19 protein-coding genes are annotated in these 20,582 nt (G+C 61.9%); 10 read left to right on the top strand and 9 right to left on the bottom strand.

The window, feature by feature from the left end:
* Positions 1 to 12 precede the first annotated feature (12 nt).
* From BLU71_RS01900 to BLU71_RS01925, 6 genes are all read right to left on the bottom strand, one after another.
* On the bottom strand, positions 13 to 201 hold the full coding sequence (locus tag BLU71_RS01900; protein ID WP_042607160.1) for a hypothetical protein: 189 nt from the start codon (positions 199 to 201) through the stop codon (positions 13 to 15).
* Positions 202 to 590: 389 nt separating this feature from the next.
* A complete protein-coding gene (gene fabB / locus BLU71_RS01905) occupies positions 591 to 1,811 on the bottom strand; it encodes a beta-ketoacyl-ACP synthase I (protein WP_016773647.1) in 1,221 nt (406 codons plus the stop codon).
* 11 nt (positions 1,812 to 1,822) lie between these two features.
* Complete coding sequence (gene fabA, locus BLU71_RS01910; protein WP_024013962.1) at positions 1,823 to 2,338, bottom strand: 3-hydroxyacyl-[acyl-carrier-protein] dehydratase FabA; 516 nt, start codon at positions 2,336 to 2,338, stop codon at positions 1,823 to 1,825.
* 247 nt (positions 2,339 to 2,585) lie between these two features.
* Entirely contained in the window at positions 2,586 to 4,490 is a 1,905-nt protein-coding gene (locus BLU71_RS01915) for an ATP-binding protein (RefSeq protein ID WP_064364820.1), read from the bottom strand.
* A complete protein-coding gene (locus tag BLU71_RS01920) occupies positions 4,487 to 5,419 on the bottom strand; it encodes an ABC transporter substrate-binding protein (RefSeq protein ID WP_065616801.1) in 933 nt (310 codons plus the stop codon). The genes BLU71_RS01915 and BLU71_RS01920 overlap by 4 nt, the downstream gene beginning before the upstream one ends.
* 1 nt (position 5,420) lies before the next feature.
* Positions 5,421 to 7,544 carry a TonB-dependent receptor plug domain-containing protein gene (locus tag BLU71_RS01925; RefSeq protein ID WP_083352187.1) on the bottom strand — a complete coding sequence of 708 codons (2,124 nt, stop codon included), beginning with the start codon at positions 7,542 to 7,544 and terminating at the stop codon, positions 5,421 to 5,423.
* Positions 7,545 to 7,741: 197 nt separating this feature from the next.
* Here BLU71_RS01925 and BLU71_RS01930 point away from each other — a divergent pair, with 197 nt between their 5' ends.
* The 9 genes from BLU71_RS01930 (at position 7,742) to BLU71_RS01970 (ending at position 15,917) form a co-directional block, all read left to right on the top strand.
* Positions 7,742 to 8,767: an NAD(P)H-dependent glycerol-3-phosphate dehydrogenase gene (locus BLU71_RS01930; RefSeq protein WP_083352188.1), complete on the top strand. Its 1,026-nt coding sequence runs from the start codon at positions 7,742 to 7,744 to the stop codon at positions 8,765 to 8,767.
* A gap of 30 nt (positions 8,768 to 8,797) precedes the next feature.
* On the top strand, positions 8,798 to 9,145 hold the full coding sequence (locus BLU71_RS01935) for a DUF4389 domain-containing protein (RefSeq protein WP_083352189.1): 348 nt from the start codon (positions 8,798 to 8,800) through the stop codon (positions 9,143 to 9,145).
* On the top strand, positions 9,142 to 9,594 hold the full coding sequence (gene sixA, locus BLU71_RS01940) for a phosphohistidine phosphatase SixA (protein ID WP_083352190.1): 453 nt from the start codon (positions 9,142 to 9,144) through the stop codon (positions 9,592 to 9,594). Before BLU71_RS01935 ends, sixA begins: the two co-directional genes overlap by 4 nt.
* Positions 9,595 to 9,761: 167 nt before the next feature.
* Entirely contained in the window at positions 9,762 to 11,417 is a 1,656-nt protein-coding gene (locus BLU71_RS01945) for an AMP-binding protein (RefSeq protein ID WP_083352191.1), read from the top strand.
* Between the two features lie 31 nt (positions 11,418 to 11,448).
* Complete coding sequence (locus BLU71_RS01950; protein WP_064364810.1) at positions 11,449 to 11,892, top strand: hotdog fold thioesterase; 444 nt, start codon at positions 11,449 to 11,451, stop codon at positions 11,890 to 11,892.
* Between the two features lie 335 nt (positions 11,893 to 12,227).
* Positions 12,228 to 13,034: an alpha/beta fold hydrolase gene (locus tag BLU71_RS01955; protein WP_065616805.1), complete on the top strand. Its 807-nt coding sequence runs from the start codon at positions 12,228 to 12,230 to the stop codon at positions 13,032 to 13,034.
* Positions 13,031 to 13,885 (top strand): alpha/beta hydrolase, encoded by an 855-nt coding sequence (locus BLU71_RS01960; RefSeq protein WP_083352192.1) that lies wholly within the window; start codon positions 13,031 to 13,033, stop codon positions 13,883 to 13,885. Before BLU71_RS01955 ends, BLU71_RS01960 begins: the two co-directional genes overlap by 4 nt.
* Before the next feature lie 115 nt (positions 13,886 to 14,000).
* The gene (locus BLU71_RS01965) at positions 14,001 to 14,807 is read left to right on the top strand and encodes a DUF4892 domain-containing protein (RefSeq protein WP_065616807.1); all 807 of its coding nucleotides are present in this window, start codon (positions 14,001 to 14,003) and stop codon (positions 14,805 to 14,807) included.
* Positions 14,808 to 14,876: 69 nt separating this feature from the next.
* Positions 14,877 to 15,917, top strand: a complete 1,041-nt coding sequence (locus BLU71_RS01970) for an AI-2E family transporter (RefSeq protein WP_042607148.1) — start codon at positions 14,877 to 14,879, stop codon at positions 15,915 to 15,917.
* A 710-nt stretch (positions 15,918 to 16,627) separates the two neighbouring features.
* Here BLU71_RS01970 and BLU71_RS01975 read toward each other — a convergent pair.
* Both BLU71_RS01975 and BLU71_RS01980 read right to left on the bottom strand, forming a co-directional pair.
* Positions 16,628 to 17,677, bottom strand: a complete 1,050-nt coding sequence (locus BLU71_RS01975) for a sensor histidine kinase (protein ID WP_083352193.1) — start codon at positions 17,675 to 17,677, stop codon at positions 16,628 to 16,630.
* Positions 17,677 to 18,426 (bottom strand): response regulator, encoded by a 750-nt coding sequence (locus BLU71_RS01980; protein ID WP_064361435.1) that lies wholly within the window; start codon positions 18,424 to 18,426, stop codon positions 17,677 to 17,679. The genes BLU71_RS01975 and BLU71_RS01980 overlap by 1 nt, the downstream gene beginning before the upstream one ends.
* Before the next feature lie 262 nt (positions 18,427 to 18,688).
* On the opposite strand from BLU71_RS01980, the gene pyrF reads away from it, so the two are divergent.
* On the top strand, positions 18,689 to 19,387 hold the full coding sequence (pyrF, locus tag BLU71_RS01985; protein WP_083352194.1) for an orotidine-5'-phosphate decarboxylase: 699 nt from the start codon (positions 18,689 to 18,691) through the stop codon (positions 19,385 to 19,387).
* An 85-nt stretch (positions 19,388 to 19,472) separates the two neighbouring features.
* On the opposite strand, the gene BLU71_RS01990 is transcribed toward pyrF, so the two are convergent.
* Positions 19,473 to 20,477: an NADP-dependent oxidoreductase gene (locus BLU71_RS01990; protein ID WP_016773662.1), complete on the bottom strand. Its 1,005-nt coding sequence runs from the start codon at positions 20,475 to 20,477 to the stop codon at positions 19,473 to 19,475.
* Between the last annotated feature and the right edge of the window lie 105 nt (positions 20,478 to 20,582).

Raw genomic sequence — 20,582 nt, forward strand, 5'->3', positions numbered from 1 at the left:
ATGTTTGCCTGATCAGGCGGACTTCAGTTCTCTTTGCTGTTCCTGCATTTCCAGTTCGGCCTTGTAGTTGTGGGCATCGATCTCGTTGTGGAACATGCCGACCAGCAAGTCTTGTTGATGCACGTCCCAGATACGGATACCGGCGGCCAGGCCTTCGTGGGACATGTGTGAATCGTCGCGTTCAGTTACTTTTACAGTCATCTGCTAGCTCCAGATCTCAAGTTGCTGCACCAAGGCGTGTGCAGGACTCTGTTATAGGATTTGTTAGCCAGCTAAGTAAACCGCCGATTGGCGCAAGGTGTTGTTGCGGATTTCGCAACAGTGCTGCAGCCCGCGTAAACCGCGACATTCGGTCGCAGGGTGATTGGTTTCATGACGAATCTTTCATCTCCGGCGCACCGCGAAACCCTGTAGGAGTGAGCCTGCTCGCGATAGCGGAGTGTCAGTCACAGAAGATGTTGGCTGATCCAGCGCTATCGCGAGCAGGCTCACTCCTACAAAGGATTTTTGTCGGCTCGGAGATTCCATAGACCAAAAAAAACGCCCCGAACCAGTCGGGGCGTTTTCATGTGTGGCTCGGCAGCGGGGACTTACTTGCCTTCCCAGCGCTTCAGCACCAGCGTGGCGTTGGTGCCGCCGAAGCCGAAGCTGTTGCTCATCACAGTGTTGATGGTGGCGTTCTCGCGGGTCTTGGTCAGCACCGGCAGATCGGCCACTTCCGGGTCCAGCTCGTCGATGTTGGCGGAGCCGGCAATGAAGTTGCCTTCCATCATCAGCATGCAGTAGATCGCTTCGTGCACGCCGGCGGCGCCCAAGGAGTGACCGGACAGGCTCTTGGTCGAGCTGATCGCTGGAGCCTTGTCGCCGAACACTTCACGCACACCTTTCATTTCCGCGACGTCGCCGACCGGAGTCGAAGTGCCGTGGGTGTTCAGGTAGTCGATCGGGGTGTCGACGGTGGACAGCGCCTGCTGCATGCAGCGGATTGCGCCTTCACCGCTCGGGGCAACCATGTCGTAGCCGTCGGACGTTGCGCCGTAGCCAACGATCTCGGCGTAGATTTTCGCGCCGCGGGCCAGAGCGTGTTCCAGCTCTTCGACGACAACCATGCCGCCGCCGCCAGCGATGACGAAACCGTCACGGTCCTTGTCGTAGGCGCGGGAAGCTTGTTCCGGGGTGTCATTGCGCTTGCTGGACAGGGCGCCCATGGCGTCGAACAGGAAAGACTGGCTCCAGTGCTCTTCTTCACCGCCACCGGCGAAGACGATGTCCTGCTTGCCCATCTGGATCTGTTCCATGGCGGTACCGATGCAGTGAGCACTGGTGGCGCAGGCAGAGGCGATGGAGTAGTTCAGGCCCTTGATCTTGAATGGCGTGGCCAGGCAAGCGGAAACGGTGCTGCTCATGGTCCGCGTGACGCGGTACGGGCCGACGCGTTTCACGCCTTTCTCACGGAGGATGTCCAGCGCTTCCATCTGGTTCAGCGTGGAGGCACCGCCGGAGCCGGCGATCAGGCCGGTGCGCGGGTTGGACACCTGCTCTTCGGTCAGGCCGGAGTCAGTGATGGCGTCTTTCATGGCCAGGTAGGCATAAGCCGCTGCATGGCCGACGAAGCGATAGATCTTGCGATCGATCAGCTCTTCAAGGTTGAGGTCGATGGAGCCGGAAACCTGGCTACGCAGACCCATTTCAGCATATTCCGGGTTGAACCGGATGCCAGGGCGGCTTGCACGCAGGTTAGCGGAGACGGTCTCTTTGTCATTGCCCAGGCACGAAACGATGCCCAGACCAGTGATAACGACGCGGCGCATGCGAATAACCCTTAGAAGTTGTCAGTGGAGGTGAACACGCCGACGCGCAGGCCTTCGGCGGTGTAGATTTCGCGTCCGTCGACACTCACCGAACCATCGGCGATGGCCATGTTCAGCTTGCCCTTGAGGACGCGTTTGATATGAATGTTGTAAGTGACTTTCTTGGCGGTCGGCAGCACCTGACCGAAGAATTTCACCTCGCCCGAACCCAGCGCACGGCCGCGGCCCGGCAGGCCTTGCCAGCCCAGGAAGAAGCCGACCAGTTGCCACATGGCATCCAGACCCAGGCAGCCCGGCATCACCGGATCGCCTTCGAAATGGCAGGCGAAGAACCACAGGTCAGGGTTGATATCCAGTTCGGCGACCAATTCACCTTTGCCGTACTTGCCGCCTTCTTCGCTGATATGGGTGATGCGATCCACCATCAGCATGTTCGGGGCGGGCAGTTGCGCGTTACCTGGGCCGAACAGCTCACCGCGACTGCAGCGCAGCAGGTCTTCCCGAGTAAAGGCGTTTTGTTTGGTCATGCGAGCTCCTCAATAATCCCATGCGGCAGGTGGGGCAGATCTTCCCGACCGTTCGAAGCGTTCATGCCTCGAACCGGCAGCCTACTCATAGACTATTGCGTTGTGGTGAAAGTCACAGCACCAAGGACATGAATGTACACTTGTGCACTGAAATTTTTAATCAAGCCCCTTTTGGGGCTCGTTCGGGTGCCTAAGACTGCCGCACTTTCGCTTTTCACGCCAGTCGCAGATGGTCGAAAGGCCCACACTACGACACCCAGCGCTGCAAAATCTGCTGCAGGTCATTGCGTTTGAACGGCTTGGCCAGGTAATCGTTCATACCCGCCGCCAGACAGGTTTCGCGGTCGCCCTGCAAGGCATTGGCAGTCAGCGCGATGATCGGCACATCGCGGCGTCCGGGCAGGTCGCGAATCTGCCGCGTGGCCTCGTAGCCGTCGATGACCGGCAGGCGGCAGTCCATCAGAATCACTTCGAATTCGCCGTCCCCGGCGCTGCGCACCGCTTGCGCGCCATCGGTCGCCACGCTGACGGCAAAACCCAGACTGCGCAGCATCGCTTCGATCACGGTCTGGTTGACCGGATTGTCTTCGACCAGCAACACATGACGCCCGTCGCCCTGACCGCTGCCGTTCAGCGCACGCGGCGCGGCCAGCGCCGGCATTGCCTGCTTATAGAGCGCCAATGGAATTTCCAGCGTGAACACCGAACCGCGTCCTTCCTCACTCTGCGCGCGCAAGGTGCCGCCCATGCGTTCGGCGAGCGTGCGCGCGATCGGCAGACCCAGGCCGGTGCCGCCGTAACGGCGGGAGATCGAGCTGTCGGCCTGCTGGAAGGCATTGAACATCAGCTCCAGACTCTGCGATGAAATGCCGATGCCGCTGTCGCGCACCGAGCAGGTGAACCACAGCAGTTCATGATCCAGCGATTGCCATTGCGCCTCGATGCTGACCCGGCCCTGCTCGGTGAACTTCAAGGCATTGCCGACCAGATTGACCAGAATCTGCCGGATCCGCGTCGGATCGCCCTGCACCTGCAAACCGCGCATGTCGTCGGGAATGCGCAGATTCAGCGCCAGGCCTCGCTGCACCGCACTGTGCTGGAACGATTGCGCGCAGGCGCCGATCAGCTCGGCGAGGTTGAACGGAATGTGCTCAAGCTCCAGCTCCGAACGTTCGATTCGCGAGAAGTCGAGAATGTCGTTGATGACCTTGAGCAAATGCTCGGTCGACTCCGAAGCGAGAGCGGCGTACTCCACCTGCTCGTCGGTCATCTCGGTGGTTTCGAGCAACTGCAGCATGCCCAGCACGCCGTTCATGGGGGTGCGCAGTTCGTGGCTCATCATCGCCAGGAAATCCGATTTGGCGTTGTTGGCCTTTTCCGCTTCTTCGCGGGTCTGGATCAGTTGCGCCATCGCCTGTTGCTGTTCGCGGCTGGCCTGTTCCAGCGCCTGGGCGAGGTTGTTGATGTGCTGCGACAGCGCGCCCAGTTCGGTGTCGTCGACGATCGGCAGCGGGGTTTTGTAGTCGCCTTCCTGAATCGCCTTGACTGCGTCGCCGATGTCGCGGATCGGTTGCGACAGACTGCCGGCCAGACGCCGGGCGACGACGAAGGTGAAGAGCAGGGCAAACAGCGCGAGAATCCCGGCCTTGAACAGGATCTCCTGCTGGCGCTGACTGAAAGCGTCGTTGGACAGGCCGACGATCACCCGCCCCAGATAATCCTCGCCCGCGGCGCTGTTGCTGACTTTGCCGTCCTGGAAAAAATCATTGTGCAAAGCGATCCGCTGCAGGCGCACCGGGGCCTGGAACACTTCGACCTGATGGGGGCGGCTGTGGCTGTCGGCCGGTTGTTCGACATACACCAGAATCCGGTTGGCGCTGTCCTGCACTTCGAGAAAACGCACATTGGGCGTGGCCAGTGTCGCTTTGAGCAGGCTTTCCAGCACTTCGTTGTTGCCCGAAATCACCCCGTATTCCGTGGCCGGGGCCAGTTGGTTGGCGATCAACTGGCCGGTGTGGTTCAGCTCCTGACGCAAATCCTGGATGCGTACGAAGGTAAAGAAGCTGATCAGCAGCAACGTCAGCAACAGCGCCGGGCCGAGGCTGATCAGCTGGGTGCGGGTGTTGATGTCCCAACGGCGACGGAAATTCATGGGCGGCGCTCTCCTTCGGCCAAGGCACTGGCGACAGATGCTTCATTCAACGGTTCGATGCCTAGGGAACGAGCCACCTGCGCATTACTTGAGACTTTGAAACGATCGGGATAGAGCGCCCGCGGCCATGCGCTGGTCGGCTGATCGAGCAAATGGTCGAGGATCGCCAGCCAGTCGCTTTGATCGCTGTAGGTACTGGCGAGACTGCCAGCGCGAACGAATGCAATGTTGGGGCCGATCAGCGCAACCTGCCGCGAGTAGCTGCTGAGCAACAGATTCTTTGCAGTTTGCGAGTTGTACAGATCGGGGTCGTCGAGACCGAGCAATACGTCGCTGTTTTTCAGCACGGCTTGCAACGGACGGCTGTCGTGGGTGTTGTCCCAGCGCTGGCTGACGATGTCCAGATTCAAGGACCGGGCAGCCACGCGCAGTTCGTCGAGAAGGAATTCGCCGTGCTCATCGAACAGCACGCCGACGCGCCGGGCTTGAGGCAGAATCCGCCGGATCAGTTGCAGTTGTCGGCTCAGCGGCGGGTCGCTCCACAGCAGACTCAGGCGCGCCGGGTGGGCATCGGCGAAACGCTGGCGCGCCTGCAAGCGGCTGATGCGCAACACCAGGGTCGACGGGCCTTGCGCGTCCTGCAGGCGCCAGTCGAGGCTCGGCAGATCGAGCAGGATCAGGCGCAGGCTGGCCGGCAGTTTGCCCGGCGCCGGCAGGCTCGCCAGCGGCTGAAACCGCACGTTGTCGGTCGGGCGCAGTTCACTCAATGCTTGGACGAACGCCTGCACGCCGGGGCTTTCCTCGGCGCCGGTCAGGAGAATGTCGGCGGCTTGCACCGCGACCCCGTGCAGCCACGCGGTCAAGAACAGGCAGAGCCCCGCCAGCCAGTGGCCAAGGGTTGGCGTCTTCCGTGACGAGCCGTTGCGCATCCTAGAACTCCAGCTCGGCGCTGAAATACATCACCCGGCGTTCGTCATAATGGTTATCGACGAAGGTGTTCGGCTGATGGTCGAGACGCTGTTGCAGCACGCCCGCCAGTTGCAGCTGCGCTTTGCCAATGGCGATGCGTTTGGCGATGCGCGTGTCGACGCGTTCGAACCGATAGCCGTTGAGCGCGTTGTCTCCGTAATAGAAGAGGGCGCTGTTCCAGCCATGCCCCCAGTTACGCAGCCAACCGGCGGAACCGCTGTTGCGCGAGGTGAACTGCTGATCCAGCGGATTGCTCGCCTCGGCATCGACGAAGGCATAAGTGAAGCGCAAGCGGTCGGCGCTGCTGAGGCGCCAGTCGAGTTGCGTTTCCGTGCCGCGAAAGCGCGAACTGTTGGCGTTGCTGGCGATGTACTGATTGTTGCGCAGCGGCTCGCTGATCATCCCGGTGATTTCGTCGTAGAACAGCTTCACGTCTACGGCCAGTCCGAGTTCGGCGAAATAGCCGTTGTAGCCCAATTCCCGCGAGCGCATGTGCTCCTGATCGAGATCGCCGGGGCCGCGGGTCTTGACGAAATAGCGCGCCGACGACTGGCCATACGCCGAAGGTCGCAGGTTGCTGACCTGATAGCTCCAGTTGACGTTGTTCTCGAACATGTCCGGCGAACGGATCGCCTCCGAGTACACCGCGCGCAGGCCGTGACGCGGGTTGATCAGGTAGTTGACCGCGAAGCGCGGGGTCAGCGAACTGCCGATCAGTTGCGTGTCTTCGAACATCACACCTCCCTGCACCAGCCAGTGCTCGGTAGCGCGCCATTCCAGTTGGCCGAAGGCGCGCCAGGTGGTGTCGTCGAGGGTACCGTTGAAGTACGTCTCGGAGTCGGCGCGGTCGTAGCGGTAGTTGAGGCCGCTGACCAGACGCAGGCTGTCGGACAGGCTGAGGGTGTCTTGCAGTTCGAGGTCGTAACGCGACTCGCGGGCGCTCTGATCGATGTCGCCGCACAGGGTTCTGCTCGCGCCGTTACGCCATTGTTCGAGCACCTGATTGGCCAGGGCCATTTCCTCTGGCGTGCCGGGTGCCGCGCCGGGGCCGGTGAACTGGCTGATATTCCGCGCCAGGCGTTCGGTGTAATTCGGGTTGAGCTGCCACAATTGCGTCAGTTCAGGACTGAACGACACCTCGGCATCGCAGGCGCGCCAGACTTGCTGGCGGTCCCAATGCTGCGCCGAGCCTTGCACGTACAGGCTGTGTTCGGGGTTGATATCGAGGTTCCAGCGCACCGAGCCGGCGTAATCCTTAGCGACCACGTCGGAATTGTTCCCGGCGTCGGTAATCCCGGAGAACACCGGGCGGTAGGTATAGGGCCGTTGATTGCTGCCGTCCTTGGCGTTGAGCTGCCAGTCGAGGCTTTGTCCTTCATTGAGGTCGTGACTGACCGCCAGACTCAGACGATTCAAGCGCCGACTGTCACGGTAATCGGCGCCGTTGCGGTCGCTGTCGAAACCGTCATCTTCCTGGCCGGACAGCGACAGGCGCAAATCGCCGCCATCCCAACCGGTGCCCTGGCTGGCATAAAAGTCGTTGATGCCGCGCTGGCCGCGAGTGATTTTCAGGCGCGTGCCGTGACTGTCCGCCGGGTGGCTAGTGATGATGTTGATCACCGCCATCAATGCGTTGGCGCCGTAGCTGACGGTGTTCGGGCCGCGAAACACCTCGATCCGCTCGATGTCTTCCATGGCCACTGGAATATCGCTCCAGTCCACCGTCGCCAGACCGGCGCGATACACCGAACGGCCATCGATCAGCACCTGCATGCGTCGTGCTTCGCTGGCGTTGGTGCCGTGGTAATTCACCGCCGGCTGATTGCCGTTGATGTTGCCGACCATCATTCCCGGCACCAGCCGCAGCAGTTCGCTGATATCGCGGGCACCGCTGGCAGTGATCAATTCGTTGTCGAGGACGGTCATGCTCCCGGGCACTTCTGCCGGCGTCTGCTTCAGCCGCGTGGCCGTGAGCACCGGCGGCAGCGTCTGGCTGTCGACGAACAGGTCGTCCGCCAGCACCAGCGGGCTGAACAGCAGTGCCAGTAGCAGGGGCGAGCGCGGGGGAGGAGGGCCAGAAAACACGACACAGCCTGTAGAGAGAAGAATTGGCGCGCATGTTAACCGAGGGCGGCGACTTTTCCAGTGACGTTACAGGCATTTTCCTAGGCTTTATTGGTCTTCTTCCTACAAATGTCGGTAATTGTTGCTGGGGCTGGCCGCCACCGGGGCGCCCCGTATAATGCCCGGCATCGCCACTGGTATGGATTAACGGATTGCATATGACTGAACAGCGCCCGATTGCGGTCCTGGGAGGCGGAAGTTTTGGTACCGCCGTGGCCAATCTGCTGGCCGAGAACGGCCATCAAGTCCTTCAGTGGATGCGTGACCCCGGGCAGGCCGAGGCCATCCGGGTCAATCGCGAAAACCCCCGCTACCTCAAAGGCATCAAGATTCTGCCGGGGGTGAGCGCCGTCACCGACCTGCAGGCCACCCTCGACGCCTGCGATCAGTGCTTTGTCGCGCTGCCCTCCAGCGCCTTGCGCACGGTGCTTGCGGCCCACGCCCAGCGCTTGAGCGGCAAGATGCTGGTCAGCCTGACCAAAGGCATCGAAGCGCAGACCTTCAAACTGATGAGCCAGATCCTCGAAGAGATCGCCCCGCAGGCGCGGATCGGCGTGTTGTCGGGGCCGAACCTGGCGCGGGAAATCGCCGAACATGCATTGACCGCCACAGTGGTCGCCAGCGAAGACGAAGAGCTGTGCAAACAGGTGCAAGCCGCGCTGCACGGGCGCACCTTCCGCGTTTACGCCAGCGCCGACCGGTTCGGTGTCGAGCTGGGCGGGGCGTTGAAAAACGTTTACGCGATCATCGCCGGCATGGCGGTGGCGCTGGAGATGGGCGAGAACACCAAGAGCATGCTGATCACTCGCGCCTTGGCCGAGATGACCCGCTTCGCTGTGAATCAAGGCGCCAACCCGATGACCTTTCTCGGCCTGGCCGGGGTCGGCGATCTGATCGTGACGTGTTCGTCGCCCAAGAGCCGCAACTATCAGGTCGGTTTCGCCCTTGGTCAGGGCTTGAGCCTCGACGAAGCGGTGTCGCGTCTCGGCGAAGTCGCCGAAGGGGTCAATACCCTCAAAGTGCTCAAGGCCAAGTCCCAGGAAGTCGGTGTGTACATGCCGCTGGTCGCCGGGCTGCACGCAATCCTGTTCGAAGGACGCACGCTGGAGCAGGTGATCGGTCTACTGATGCGTGCCGAGCCGAAAACCGACGTCGACTTTATTTCCACCAGCGGTTTCAACTGATTCAGCTGTTACACGGACAGGAAGCAAGCCATGAACGATCCGAAAACCGAAACCCAGTACGAATCCATTCTCCTGCGGGTGTTGTGGATGATCGTTTATCTGCTGGTCTGGCAAGTCGCGCAATTCATCCTCGGCGCGGTGGTGCTGGTGCAACTGATCTACCGTTTGATCTACGGCGCACCGAGCGCCAGCCTGATGAATTTTGGCGACAGCCTCAGCCAGTTCCTCGCGCAGATCGGCCGCTTCGGCACGTTCCACAGTGACCAGAAGCCCTGGCCGTTCGCCGACTGGCCCGCGCCGCGCACCCCGGAAGGGGAAACGCCGCACACCGTCGCCCCGGCCGCGCATCCGGTGCGCGATGAGGAGCCCAAACTATGAAACTCTGGGTATTGCGTCACGGTGAGGCGGTGCCTCACGGCTCGAAAATCGATTCCGAACGTGAGCTGACCGAGCACGGCCGCAACGAAGCCCTGACGAGCGCGGCGCATCTGATCGGCCAGCCGCTGACCGCGATTTACGCCAGCCCTTATCTGCGCGCGCAGCAGACTGCGCAGATCGTTCGTGAGGTACTCGGCTTCGAGCCGGAGATCCGCACGGTCGACTGGCTGACGCCGGATACTGATCCCGACAAGGTGGCCGAGCAATTGGTTGCGGTGAGCAATGTACTGCTGGTCAGCCACAACCCGTTGGTGGGCAATCTGCTCAGCTATCTGCAACATGGCGCCGGGCACCCACCGGAGCGGGTTAGTACAGCGGGACTGGCGGAGCTTGAACACAGTGAACTGCTGATTGGCTCAATGAAGCTCAATAGCCTCAAGCACCCTTAAAAGCAAAGATCGCAGCCTTCGGCAGCTCCTACATAGGAATGCATACCCCTGTAGGAGCTGCCGAAGGCTGCGATCTCTTGATCTTGTCTCTTTTGGTAAAAAATTCAACCAAGCACTTGCTTGGTTGACTACGCTTGCTCCAGACCCAAAAAAGAGGAGCGAGTCGCATGTCTGCCGCCTTCCGTTTGCCGCTGGACGTGTTCTACGAACGGGAAGCCCGGCACCCGCGCCAACGCTTTCTGGTGCAGCCTATCGGTGGCGGCCAGGTCGAGACGCTGAGCTGGGCGGACGTCGGCCATCAGGCACGCTGCGCGGCCCACTGGCTGCGGGCGCGGGAACTGCCGCCCGGCAGCCACATCGCCCTGATCTCGAAAAACTGCGCGCACTGGATCATCGCCGACCTGGCGATCTGGATGGCCGGGCATGTCTCGGTGCCGCTGTATCCCAACCTCACCGCGGAATCCGTGACGCAGGTGCTGACCCACTCGGAAAGTGCGCTGGCGTTCATCGGCAAGCTCGATGACTGGGCAGGCATGTCCCAAGGTGTGCCGGCGGGTTTGCCGACCATCTGCCTGCCGCTGCATCCGCCCGGCGAATTCGATTTCAGTTGGGCGGACCTGCAAAGCTGTTCGCCGATCCAGGACGATCCGCGTCCGGCCGCCGAGCAACTGGCGACGATCATCTACACCTCCGGCACCACCGGCCTGCCCAAAGGCGTGATGCACAGTTTCGCCAATCTCGGTTTCGCCACCAGTCGGGGCACGCAGCTGTTCGGGCTCAACGAGAACGATCGGCTGCTGTCGTACTTGCCGCTGTGTCACGTCGCCGAGCGCATGTTTGTCGAACTGGCGTCGATCTACACCGGGCAGACGGTTTTTTTCGCCGAAAGCCTCGACACCTTCATTACCGATCTGCAGCGCGCGCGGCCGACGGCCATGTTTGGCGTGCCGCGTATCTGGACCAAATTCCAGATGGGGGTGTACAGCAAGATCCCGGCGCAGCGTCTGGACTTTCTCCTCGGGCTGCCCTTTATCGGCAAGCGGGTCGGGCATAAAGTGCTGGCCGGGCTTGGCCTGGATGCCTTGCGCGTGGCGTTGTCCGGTGCCGCGCCAGTGCCGCAGACCTTGCTTGCCTGGTATCAGAAACTCGGCCTCGATGTGCTGGAGGTCTACGGCATGACCGAGGGCTGCGGTTATTCGCATATCTGCCTCCCCGGGCAATACAAGCAGGGCTGGATTGGTCAGCCGTGCCCGGAAGTGGAAGTGCGCATCGATGAATCGGGCGAAGTGCAGGTGCGCAGCCAGGCCAACATGCTCGGCTATTTCAAGGAGCCGCAGAAGACCGCCGAGACGCTGACCGCCGACGGCTTTTTGCGTACCGGCGACAAGGGCGAGCAGGATAGTGAAGGGCGCCTGCGCCTGACCGGGCGTCTCAAGGAAATCTTCAAGACCAGCAAAGGCAAATACGTCGCGCCGGCGCCGATCGAAAACCGTCTGGCCGTGCATTCGCGCATTGAGCAAGTGTGCGTGGTCGGCGATGGCCTGAGTGCGCCCCTGGGGTTGTGCGTGCTGTCGACGGTCAATCAGCAAGAGCCCCGAGCGAACCTGCACGCGAGCCTGGAAAAGCTCCTGGAAGAGGTCAACGCCGCCCTCGACAAACACGAACGCCTGCGCCGGCTGGTGGTGGTCAAGGACAACTGGGCGGTGGACAACGGCTTCCTCACGCCGACCCTGAAAATCAAACGCAATGTCATTGAAGACCGCTACGGCGCGCGCTTCGAAGAATGGAGCGCGCGCAGTGAGGCGGTGCTGTGGCAGGATTGAGCGTCGACTACAACAACAAAGGAAGTCTGCGATGAGCTTGTGGCGTACTGCACCCGACATCGAACAGTTGAACGCAATCCAGAAGAACACCATTGGCGAAGTGCTGGACATTCGCTTCGAAACCTTCGACGAACAATCGCTGACCGCGAGCATGGTTATCGACCATCGCACCCATCAGCCCTACGGTCTGCTGCATGGCGGCGCATCGGTGGTGCTGGCGGAAACCGTCGGCTCGATGGCCAGTTATCTGTGCATCGATGCCAGCAAGTTCTATTGCGTCGGCCTGGAGATCAACGCCAACCACTTGCGTGGCTTGCGGAGCGGGCGAGTGACCGCGGTGGCCACGCCGATCCACATTGGCCGCACCACACACGTCTGGGACATCCGCCTGACCAGCGATGAAGGCAAGGCCAGTTGCGTTTCGCGCCTGACCATGGCGGTGGTGCCGCTGGGGGAACAGCCACCATTGCGCTGACAATTATCGAGTTCCGTCAGGGCCAGCCCTCTTCCAGAGGGAGAGGGGGCCGACCGTGTGGTTTCGGCGATCGTCGTAGACCTTAGAGATCTGCGTGTTCCAGAGTGAGTTCTGATCGGCGGTTTCGCGCCGACCTTCAGAATTGAATTATCCCCGATCACTCCCTTTGCCCCTCGCCCCCTTGGGGGTGAGGGCTGGGGTGAGGGGGAAGCAGTCTCGCTGACACCCATCACCCTGACCAGACTGTCATCATTCCTGGCACTTACAGTCATTGCTGCGGCGCCGGGTCTTGCGGACAATCAACGCCACGTTTCTCGCCCAGTGGATTTGCCCGCATGTCGCAACCGATCTTTTTCGCCCACGCCAACGGTTTCCCTTCGGGGACCTATGGCAAGTTGTTCGCGGCGCTGGCGCCGGAGTACCGGGTCGCGCATCTGGAGCAGCATGCCCATGACCCGCGTTTTCCGGCGGACGACAATTGGTACAACCTCGTCGATGAGCTGATCCATCACCTGGAACAGCAGGAGCAGCCGGTGTGGGGCGTCGGGCATTCCTTTGGCGGTCTGCTGCACCTGCACGCAGCGTTGCGCTGTCCCGAGCTGTACCGGGGCGTGGTGATGCTCGATTCGCCGGTGCTGACGCGCACCGATCAGTGGGTGATTCGCGCGGCCAAGCGTTTTGGTTTCATCGATAAGCTGACCCCGGCCGGGCGCACGCTCGGGCGCCGTGAAGAATTCGCCGATCTGGACAGCGCGCGCAGTTACTTTGCCGGCAAAACCCTGTTTCGTGGCTTCGACCCGGAATGCTTCGACGCCTACCTGCAACACGGTTTGCATCAGGTCGACGATAAACTGCGCCTGCGTTTTGATCCCGCCACGGAGATCAGCATTTATCGCGGCGTGCCGCACACCAGCCCCGGGCGTACCCGGCAATTGCAGGTGCCACTGGCCATGGTGCGCGGGCACAAGAGCCGCGTGGTCATGCGTCATCACACACGCTTCGTTTCGCGTCTGCCGCAAGGCGAGGCGCTGAGCATGCCCGGCGGGCACATGTTTCCGCTGGAGCGCCCGCAGGACACGGCACGGTTGCTCAAGAGCCTGTTCATGCGCTGGGAACACCGACAGAACAAGGATTGCGCATGAGCCCGACCTGCGAAGAAGTACGCCTGAATCTGCCGCACATCGAGCTGGCCGCGCACCTGTTCGGCCCTGACGACGGCTTGCCGGTGATCGCGCTGCACGGCTGGCTCGACAACGCCAACAGCTTTGCCCGGCTGGCGCCGATGCTCAAAGGCCTGCGCATCGTCGCGCTGGACATGGCTGGGCATGGCCATTCCGGACATCGGCCGAACGGCGCCGGTTATGCCCTGTGGGACTACGCCCACGATGTGCTGCAAGTCGCCGAACAACTGGGCTGGAAGCGTTTCGGCCTGCTTGGGCATTCGATGGGCGCGATCGTCTCGATGGTCCTCGCCGGTTCGCTGCCGGAGCGCATCAGTCACCTGGCGCTCATCGATGGGGTGATTCCTCCTACAGACAACGGAGAAAACGCCGCCGAGCGCATGGGCATGGCACTGCAGGCGCAACTCGATCTGCGGGAAAAGCGCAAACCGGTCTACACCACCCTCGAGCGTGCCATCGAGGCGCGGATGAAAGGCCTGGTGGCGGTCAGTCGCGAAGCCGCTGAACTGTTGGCCCAACGCGGCTTGATGCCGGTGCCCGGCGGTTACACCTGGCGCACCGACAATCGCCTGACGCTGCCATCGCCGCTGCGCCTGACCGAGGAACAGGCGATGGCGTTCGCTCTGCGCGTCCGCTGTCCGGCCCATCTGGTGGTCGCGGCGGATGGCATGCTGGCCAGGCATCCCGAGCTGCTGCAGCGTCTACCGTTCAGTCACGAACAGTTGCCGGGCGGGCATCATCTGCACCTGAATGATCAGGCTGGCGCAGGTCTTGTAGCAGACTGTTTCAATCGCTTCTTCGCCATGCCTTGACTTGCTGCGGGCAACTGCCGAGGCTGGGCGGGTTGAAATGGGAGACAAACTCGATGGATTTCTATACCGCTGCGACCCCGACCCGCCCAGCCTTGACCGTCCGGTGAGCCTGACTATGCGGTCACTCAGTCTTTTCGCGCTGGGCTGCTTCAGCTCCTTATCGTTCGCCGCCGATGTGCCGGGCAGCCATGATCTGCAAATCGTGCCGCGTCTGGCCGACGCGCAGATCGTCGACTATCGCCCGGCCGCCGAGCTGGAGCGCATCTATCCGCTGGGCTCGATCCGCAAGATCAGCGGCCAGTTGCGTTTCGACGGGCAGATCACCGCCCGCGGCCAGACCACCTCGGTGACCTACGAATTGCCGCCGGAACATTCCGCTACCGAAGCCTTCACCGCCGCCCGCGAAGCCCTGCAAAAGCAGGACGCCGAGCTGCTGTTCTGGTGTCAGGCCCGTGATTGCGGCGAAAGCAGCCTGTGGGCCAACGAGGTGTTCGGCAACGCCAAGTTGTACGGTTCCGATGAGCAGCAGGCCTATCTGTTGCTCAGGCTGGCGGCGCCAAAGGACAACACGTTGGTGGCGCTCTACAGCATCACGCGGGGCAATCGCAAAGCCTATCTGCATGTCGAGCAGTTCGAGGCGACTGCGCCGTTGGGCGAGTTGCTGCCAACCTCAGCGACCCTGTTGCGGCAGTTGAAAAGCACTGGCGAACTGGATTTCCCGAAACTCGCCGATGACCCGGATGCCACCTGGCTGCGCCTGATTTCCCGGGGGCTGAATCTCGATACGACCTTGCGGGTCACGATTTCCGGGCCCAAGGCCGAAGCCTGGCGCCAGGCATTGATCACTCAGGGCGTGCGGGCGGCGCGGTTGGAAACCGGCAATCTCGAAGGCTCTGGCCTGCGCATCGACCTGTTGCGATAAGCTGTGCCCGGCGAGCATGCGATGCATGTTCGCCTACTCTTTCGCTGACTGACTTTGCCGGGACTTTCCATGCTCAATAACGATCGCCTGCTGGTGCAGATTCTGCTGCTGGTGTTGTTTGGCGCCAGCCTGTGGGTGATGGCGCCGTTCTGGTCGGCGCTGTTCTGGGGCGCGGTGCTGGCATTCGCCAGTTGGCCGCTGATGCGTTTGCTGACCCGGGCGCTCAATGGCCGCGAATCGCTGGCCGCGTTGATCCTGACACTGGGCTGGATGTTACTGGTGGCCGCACCGTTGGTTTGGCTGGGGTTCAATCTCGCCGATCATGTGCGCGATGCCACAGCATTCATCAAGGATGTGCAGGTCGACGGTCTGCCCGAAGCACCGACCTGGCTGGGCAGCGTGCCTCTGGTCGGTGAGCGGCTGGTGGCGATGTGGGACAGCATCGACCAGCAGGGCGCGGCGTTGATGGTCTCGATCAAACCGTATCTGGGCCAGGTCGGCAACTGGCTGCTGGCACGCAGTGCGCAGATCGGCGGGGGTATTCTCGAGCTGACGCTGAGTCTGGTGTTCGTATTCTTTTTCTACCGTGACGGGCCGCGACTGGCGGCGTTCGTGCACAGTCTGCTGCAGCGCTTGATCGGCGATCGTGCCGGGTATTACATCGAGCTCGTGGCCGGAACTGTTCAGCGGGTGGTCAACGGCGTGATCGGTACGGCGGCTGCGCAGGCGGTGCTGGCGTTGATCGGCTTTTTGATTGCTGGCGTTCCGGGGGCGCTGGTGCTGGGGATCGTCACGTTCCTGCTCAGCCTGATTCCGATGGGGCCGCCGCTGGTGTGGGTGCCGGCCACGGCGTGGCTGGCGTGGAAGGGCGATTACGGGATGGCGGTGTTTCTCGGTATCTGGGGGACGTTCATCATCAGTGGCGTGGACAATGTGCTCAAGCCGTATCTGATCAGCCGTGGCGGCAATCTGCCGTTGGTGATTGTGTTGCTCGGGGTGTTTGGCGGGTTGATTGCGTTTGGGTTTATCGGGTTGTTTATTGGGCCTACGTTGTTGGCGGTGGCTTATAGTCTGTTGACGGATTGGAGTAAGAGTCAGGCTCGGGTCTAGGGGGGCTTGGCGGCCTTTGGGCCGACCATGCTGCTTGGGGTTTTGGGTGAATATCCATTTCTGCGGTAACGGCGACTTAGGGTTCCGCCCTTACGGCGGGTCACCTTTTTCAAACGCCAAAAAGGTAACCCAAAAGGCTTGCTCCTGCGTTCGGCCCTCGCAGGCTCGGGTTCCTTCGCTGCGGGATCGATCCTGGCGCAGCGGCTCCGGTTTGCTTCGCTGCACCTACACTCGCTGTGTACGACTGCGTCGTACGGTCGCTGCGCTCCCACGCCCGGATCAATCCCTCCGCTCAGCCTTCCGACGTCGCCAGTGGATCAAAAGCAAGATCAAAAGCACTCGAGCTAACGCTCATTGTTGAGTGGGGCGGCTTCGCCGCGGGCAGCTGCGCTGCTTTGCTTTTCTGTGGGAGCGAGCCTGCTCGCGAAGGCGGCCTGACAGCCGACCTGTTTCTTGAGGTTGTACTCGATCCAATTGTAGGAGTGAGCCTGCTCGCGATGACGTCCTCACTGCCAACCCATCGTCCTCTGAGATCACTCGATCCCCTGTGGAAGCTGGCTTGCCAGCGATAGCGCGCTCACAGCCAACCCATTATCCCGGATGAACACCACTCCAATGTGGGAGCGAGCCTGCTCGCGAAGGGGGCGTACATTCAACACAGACATTGAATGAACAGACGCCTTCGCGAGCAGGCTCGCTCCTACAGGGAGTCAGCACCGCGGCAACCGAACAATTGCGGTCAACCCGCCGCCCGGTGTGTCTTCCAGCGTCAATTGCCCGCCCAACCGCCGCGCGGCTTCGCGGGCGATGGTCATGCCCAGTCCGACGCCCCCGGAGTTGCGATTACGCGATCCCTCCAGTCGATAGAACGGCTCGAACACGGCTTCGCGTTGGTCTTCGGCGATGCCCGGTCCGTGATCGATTACCCGAATCAGCAATGCTTCACGCTGTTCCAGCAGTTCAATCCGTGCCTGTCCGGCGTAACGCAGGGCGTTATCCAGCAGGTTGTTGATGCATGAGCGCAGCGCCATCGGTTGCACCGGCAGGGGCGCGCAGTGGCCGCTGACCTGAACATCGGCGCCCTGGTCCTGGGCGTTCTCGCACAGCGATTCGACTAGCGCCTGCACGTCCAGCAGTTGCAAGGCTTCGCTGGTGCGTTGTTCGTGCAGATAGGTGAGGGTGGCGTCGAGCATGCCGATCATGTCGTCCAGGTCCTGGCGCATCTGGTTTTGCAGTTTGTCGTCGCTGATGTTTTCCAGGCGCAGTTTCAGCCGTGACAGTGGCGTGCGCAGGTCGTGGGAGACGGCGCCGAGCATGCGGGCGCGTTGCTGGACCTGTTCGCGGATACGCCGCTGCATGAGGTTGAAAGTGTGCGCGGCTTGCCGGGCTTCGCGCGGGCCGGACTCGTCGAGGGGGTCGCTGTCGAGGTCTTCGCTCAGGCGCTCGGCGGCGTCGCTCAGGCGCTGGATCGGCCGGCTGAGCAGTTTGGCGCCGTACCACGCAGCGATCATCAGCGTGATGAACTGAAAGGTCAGTGGCACCACCGGGCCACCGAACCAGGGACGCGCTTGCCTCGGTGGGTAAGCGGAATCGTGCACCGGCGGTTGGCCGTCGATGTTGGCTGTGAACGCGGGCGGCGGTGGGGGCGGCGGAGGGCCGTAGAGCTTGAACCAGGCGAAGGCCAGCAGGTGGGCCAGGACAATTGCCACGAACAGCACACCGAATAGCCTGCCGAACAATGTGTCGAAGCGCACCCTCATCAGCCAATGTCCCGCGCGTCGAACAGGTAGCCTTCACCGCGCACGGTCTTGATCAGCTGCGGGGCTTTCGGGTCGTCGCCGAGTTTTTGCCGCAGGCGCGAGACCAGCAGATCGATACTGCGGTCGAATGCTTCGATCGAGCGACCGCGGGCGGCGTCGAGCAGTTGTTCGCGGCTGAGCACGCGGCGCGGGCGTTCGAGGAAGACCCAGAGCAGGCGGAACTCAGCGTTGGACAGCGGCACTACCAGGCCGTCGTCGGCGATCACTTGGCGCAGGACGCTGTTCAGGCGCCAGTGGTCGAAGCGAATGTTCGCCCGCTGCTCGGTGCGGTCGTCGCGCACGCGGCGCAGGATGGTCTGGATGCGGGCCACCAGTTCGCGCGGTTCGAAAGGCTTGGCCATGTAGTCGTCGGCGCCCAGTTCCAGGCCGATGATGCGATCGGTGGGTTCGCAGCGAGCGGTGAGCATCAGGATCGGGATGTCCGATTCGGCACGCAGCCAGCGGCACAGCGACAGACCGTCCTCGCCGGGGAGCATCAGGTCGAGGACGATGACATCGAAGTGTTCGGCCTGCAGCGCCTGGCGCATTGCCGCTCCGTCGGTGACGCCGCTGGCGTGGATGTTGAAGCGGGCGAGGTAATCGATCATCAGCTCACGGATCGGCACGTCATCGTCGACGATCAGCGCGCGGATGCTCCAGCGCTTGTCGTCTTTGCTTTCATCCGTCACGGTTGTCGGGGCGTTGGGCATGGGGCTGTTCACTACCAGGGGTGGTTTCAGCATAGGCGTCCAGCCGGGAGGCGGGAAGTGCTGTTGTAAGGGCGTGTTGCGCCGGGCGAGGCTAACCCGGGTGCGTGTTGCCGGCGTGTCGGTTGTGTATCGGAGTCGACACAATGACCGTGGCGGCTACGCTGAACACCGCCGGCGCGACGATTTACCGATCATCGGGTGCCGCGCCGCCGCCGGTTCCGCTACAATGCGCGCCGTTTTCGACCAGCCTGAGAGCCCATCCATGTCCGCCTGCCAGACTCCTATCATCGTCGCCCTGGATTTTCCCACCCGTGACGCCGCACTGAAGCTGGCCGATCAGTTGGACCCGAAACTGTGCCGGGTCAAAGTGGGCAAGGAACTGTTCACCAGTTGCGCGGCGGAAATCGTCGGCACCCTGCGTGACAAGGGCTTCGAAGTGTTCCTGGACCTGAAATTCCACGACATCCCCAACACCACGGCGATGGCCGTGAAAGCCGCTGCGGAGATGGGCGTGTGGATGGTCAACGTGCACTGCTCCGGTGGCCTGCGCATGATGGCCGCCTGCCGTGAAGAGCTGGACAAGCGCAGCGGCCCGCAACCGCTGTTGATCGGTGTGACCGTGCTGACCAGCATGGAGCGCGAGGATCTGGCGGGTATCGGTCTGGACATCGAACCGCAGGAGCAAGTGCTGCGGCTGGCGGCCCTGGCCGAGAAGGCCGGGATGGACGGTCTGGTGTGTTCAGCGCTGGAGGCGTCGGCGCTGAAAACCGCGCACCCGTCGCTGCAACTGGTCACCCCGGGGATTCGCCCGGCGGGCAGCGCGCAGGACGATCAGCGCCGCATTCTGACCCCGCGTCAGGCGCTGGATGCCGGTTCCGACTACCTGGTGATCGGTCGCCCGATCAGCCAGGCGGCGAACCCGGTCCAAGCCTTGGCCGCGGTCGTAGCCGAAATCGCCTAAAAGATCGCAGCCTTCGGCAGCTCCTACAGAGCCATGTGAACACCTGTAGGAGCTGCGGAACGCTGCGATCTTTTGATCTTCTGTCTTAAACCTTCAACACCAATTTGCCAAAGTTCTCACCGTTGAACAGTTTCATCAGCGTCTCCGGGAACGTCTCCAGCCCTTCAACCACATCTTCCTTGCTCTTGAGCTGCCCGTTGGCCATCCAGCCGGCCATCTCCTGCGCGGCACTGGCAAACTGCGCGGCGTAGTCCATCACCACAAAACCTTCCATACGCGCGCGATTGACCAGCAGTGACAGGTAATTGGCCGGCCCCTTGACCGCCTCTTTATTGTTGTACTGGCTGATCGCGCCGCAGATCACCACCCGCGCCTTCATGTTCAAGCGGCTCAGCACCGCATCGAGAATGTCGCCGCCGACGTTATCGAAGTACACGTCGACGCCTTTCGGACATTCGCGCTTCAGTCCCGCCACCACGTCTTCAGCCTTGTAATCGATGGCGCCGTCGAAGCCCAATTCGTCGATGAGGAATTTGCACTTGTCGGCACCGCCGGCAATGCCGACGACGCGGCAGCCTTTGATTTTGGCGATCTGCCCGGCGACGCTGCCCACCGCACCTGCCGCGCCGGACAGCACCACGGTGTCACCGGCTTTTGGGGCGCCCACATCTAACAGGGCGAAGTAGGCGGTCATGCCGGTCATGCCCAGCGCAGACAGGTAACGCGGCAATGGTGCGAGTTTCGGATCGACCTTGTAGAAGCCGCGCGGCTCGCCGAGGAAATAATCCTGCACGCCGAGGGCACCGTTGACGTAATCGCCCACGGCAAAACCGGGATTGTTCGAGGCGATGACTTTTCCCACGCCCAGTGCGCGCATGACTTCTCCGAGGCCGACCGGCGGGATGTAGGACTTGCCTTCGTTCATCCAGCCGCGCATGGCCGGATCCAGAGACAAATATTCGTTCTTGACCAGAATCTGTCCGGCCTGTGGTTCGCCGACCGGTACTTCCTGATAAGTGAAAGTCTCGCGGGTCGCGGCGCCCACTGGGCGTTTGGCGAGCAGGAACTGGCGATTGGTCTGGTTGGTCATGACAGGCACTCGAACGGAATGAAGCTTTGTTGATAGACCTTCAGCGCCGATGTCGCAAGGTTGGCTGATACGGCGAATGCAGGTCGATCCAGTGCAGTGATGGTT

The sequence above is a fragment of the Pseudomonas moraviensis genome (assembly GCF_900105805.1).
In the GTDB taxonomy this organism is placed as follows: domain Bacteria; phylum Pseudomonadota; class Gammaproteobacteria; order Pseudomonadales; family Pseudomonadaceae; genus Aquipseudomonas; species Aquipseudomonas moraviensis_A.

Bases quoted from the DNA above. Each gene is read 5' to 3' on its own strand.
- BLU71_RS01900 (WP_042607160.1), bottom strand. From the start codon at position 201: ATGACTGTAAAAGTAACTGAACGCGACGATTCACACATGTCCCACGAA.
- fabB (WP_016773647.1), bottom strand. From the start codon at position 1,811: ATGCGCCGCGTCGTTATCACTGGTCTGGGCATCGTTTCGTGCCTGGGC.
- sixA (WP_083352190.1), top strand. From the start codon at position 9,142: ATGAAACTCTGGGTATTGCGTCACGGTGAGGCGGTGCCTCACGGCTCG.
- BLU71_RS01965 (WP_065616807.1), top strand. From the start codon at position 14,001: ATGCGGTCACTCAGTCTTTTCGCGCTGGGCTGCTTCAGCTCCTTATCG.
- BLU71_RS01955 (WP_065616805.1), top strand. From the start codon at position 12,228: ATGTCGCAACCGATCTTTTTCGCCCACGCCAACGGTTTCCCTTCGGGG.
- fabA (WP_024013962.1), bottom strand. From the start codon at position 2,338: ATGACCAAACAAAACGCCTTTACTCGGGAAGACCTGCTGCGCTGCAGT.
- BLU71_RS01975 (WP_083352193.1), bottom strand. From the start codon at position 17,677: ATGAGGGTGCGCTTCGACACATTGTTCGGCAGGCTATTCGGTGTGCTG.
- BLU71_RS01960 (WP_083352192.1), top strand. From the start codon at position 13,031: ATGAGCCCGACCTGCGAAGAAGTACGCCTGAATCTGCCGCACATCGAG.
- BLU71_RS01935 (WP_083352189.1), top strand. From the start codon at position 8,798: ATGAACGATCCGAAAACCGAAACCCAGTACGAATCCATTCTCCTGCGG.
- BLU71_RS01915 (WP_064364820.1), bottom strand. From the start codon at position 4,490: ATGAATTTCCGTCGCCGTTGGGACATCAACACCCGCACCCAGCTGATC.
- BLU71_RS01930 (WP_083352188.1), top strand. From the start codon at position 7,742: ATGACTGAACAGCGCCCGATTGCGGTCCTGGGAGGCGGAAGTTTTGGT.
- BLU71_RS01920 (WP_065616801.1), bottom strand. From the start codon at position 5,419: ATGCGCAACGGCTCGTCACGGAAGACGCCAACCCTTGGCCACTGGCTG.
- BLU71_RS01950 (WP_064364810.1), top strand. From the start codon at position 11,449: ATGAGCTTGTGGCGTACTGCACCCGACATCGAACAGTTGAACGCAATC.
- BLU71_RS01945 (WP_083352191.1), top strand. From the start codon at position 9,762: ATGTCTGCCGCCTTCCGTTTGCCGCTGGACGTGTTCTACGAACGGGAA.
- BLU71_RS01990 (WP_016773662.1), bottom strand. From the start codon at position 20,477: ATGACCAACCAGACCAATCGCCAGTTCCTGCTCGCCAAACGCCCAGTG.
- pyrF (WP_083352194.1), top strand. From the start codon at position 18,689: ATGTCCGCCTGCCAGACTCCTATCATCGTCGCCCTGGATTTTCCCACC.
- BLU71_RS01980 (WP_064361435.1), bottom strand. From the start codon at position 18,426: ATGCCCAACGCCCCGACAACCGTGACGGATGAAAGCAAAGACGACAAG.
- BLU71_RS01970 (WP_042607148.1), top strand. From the start codon at position 14,877: ATGCTCAATAACGATCGCCTGCTGGTGCAGATTCTGCTGCTGGTGTTG.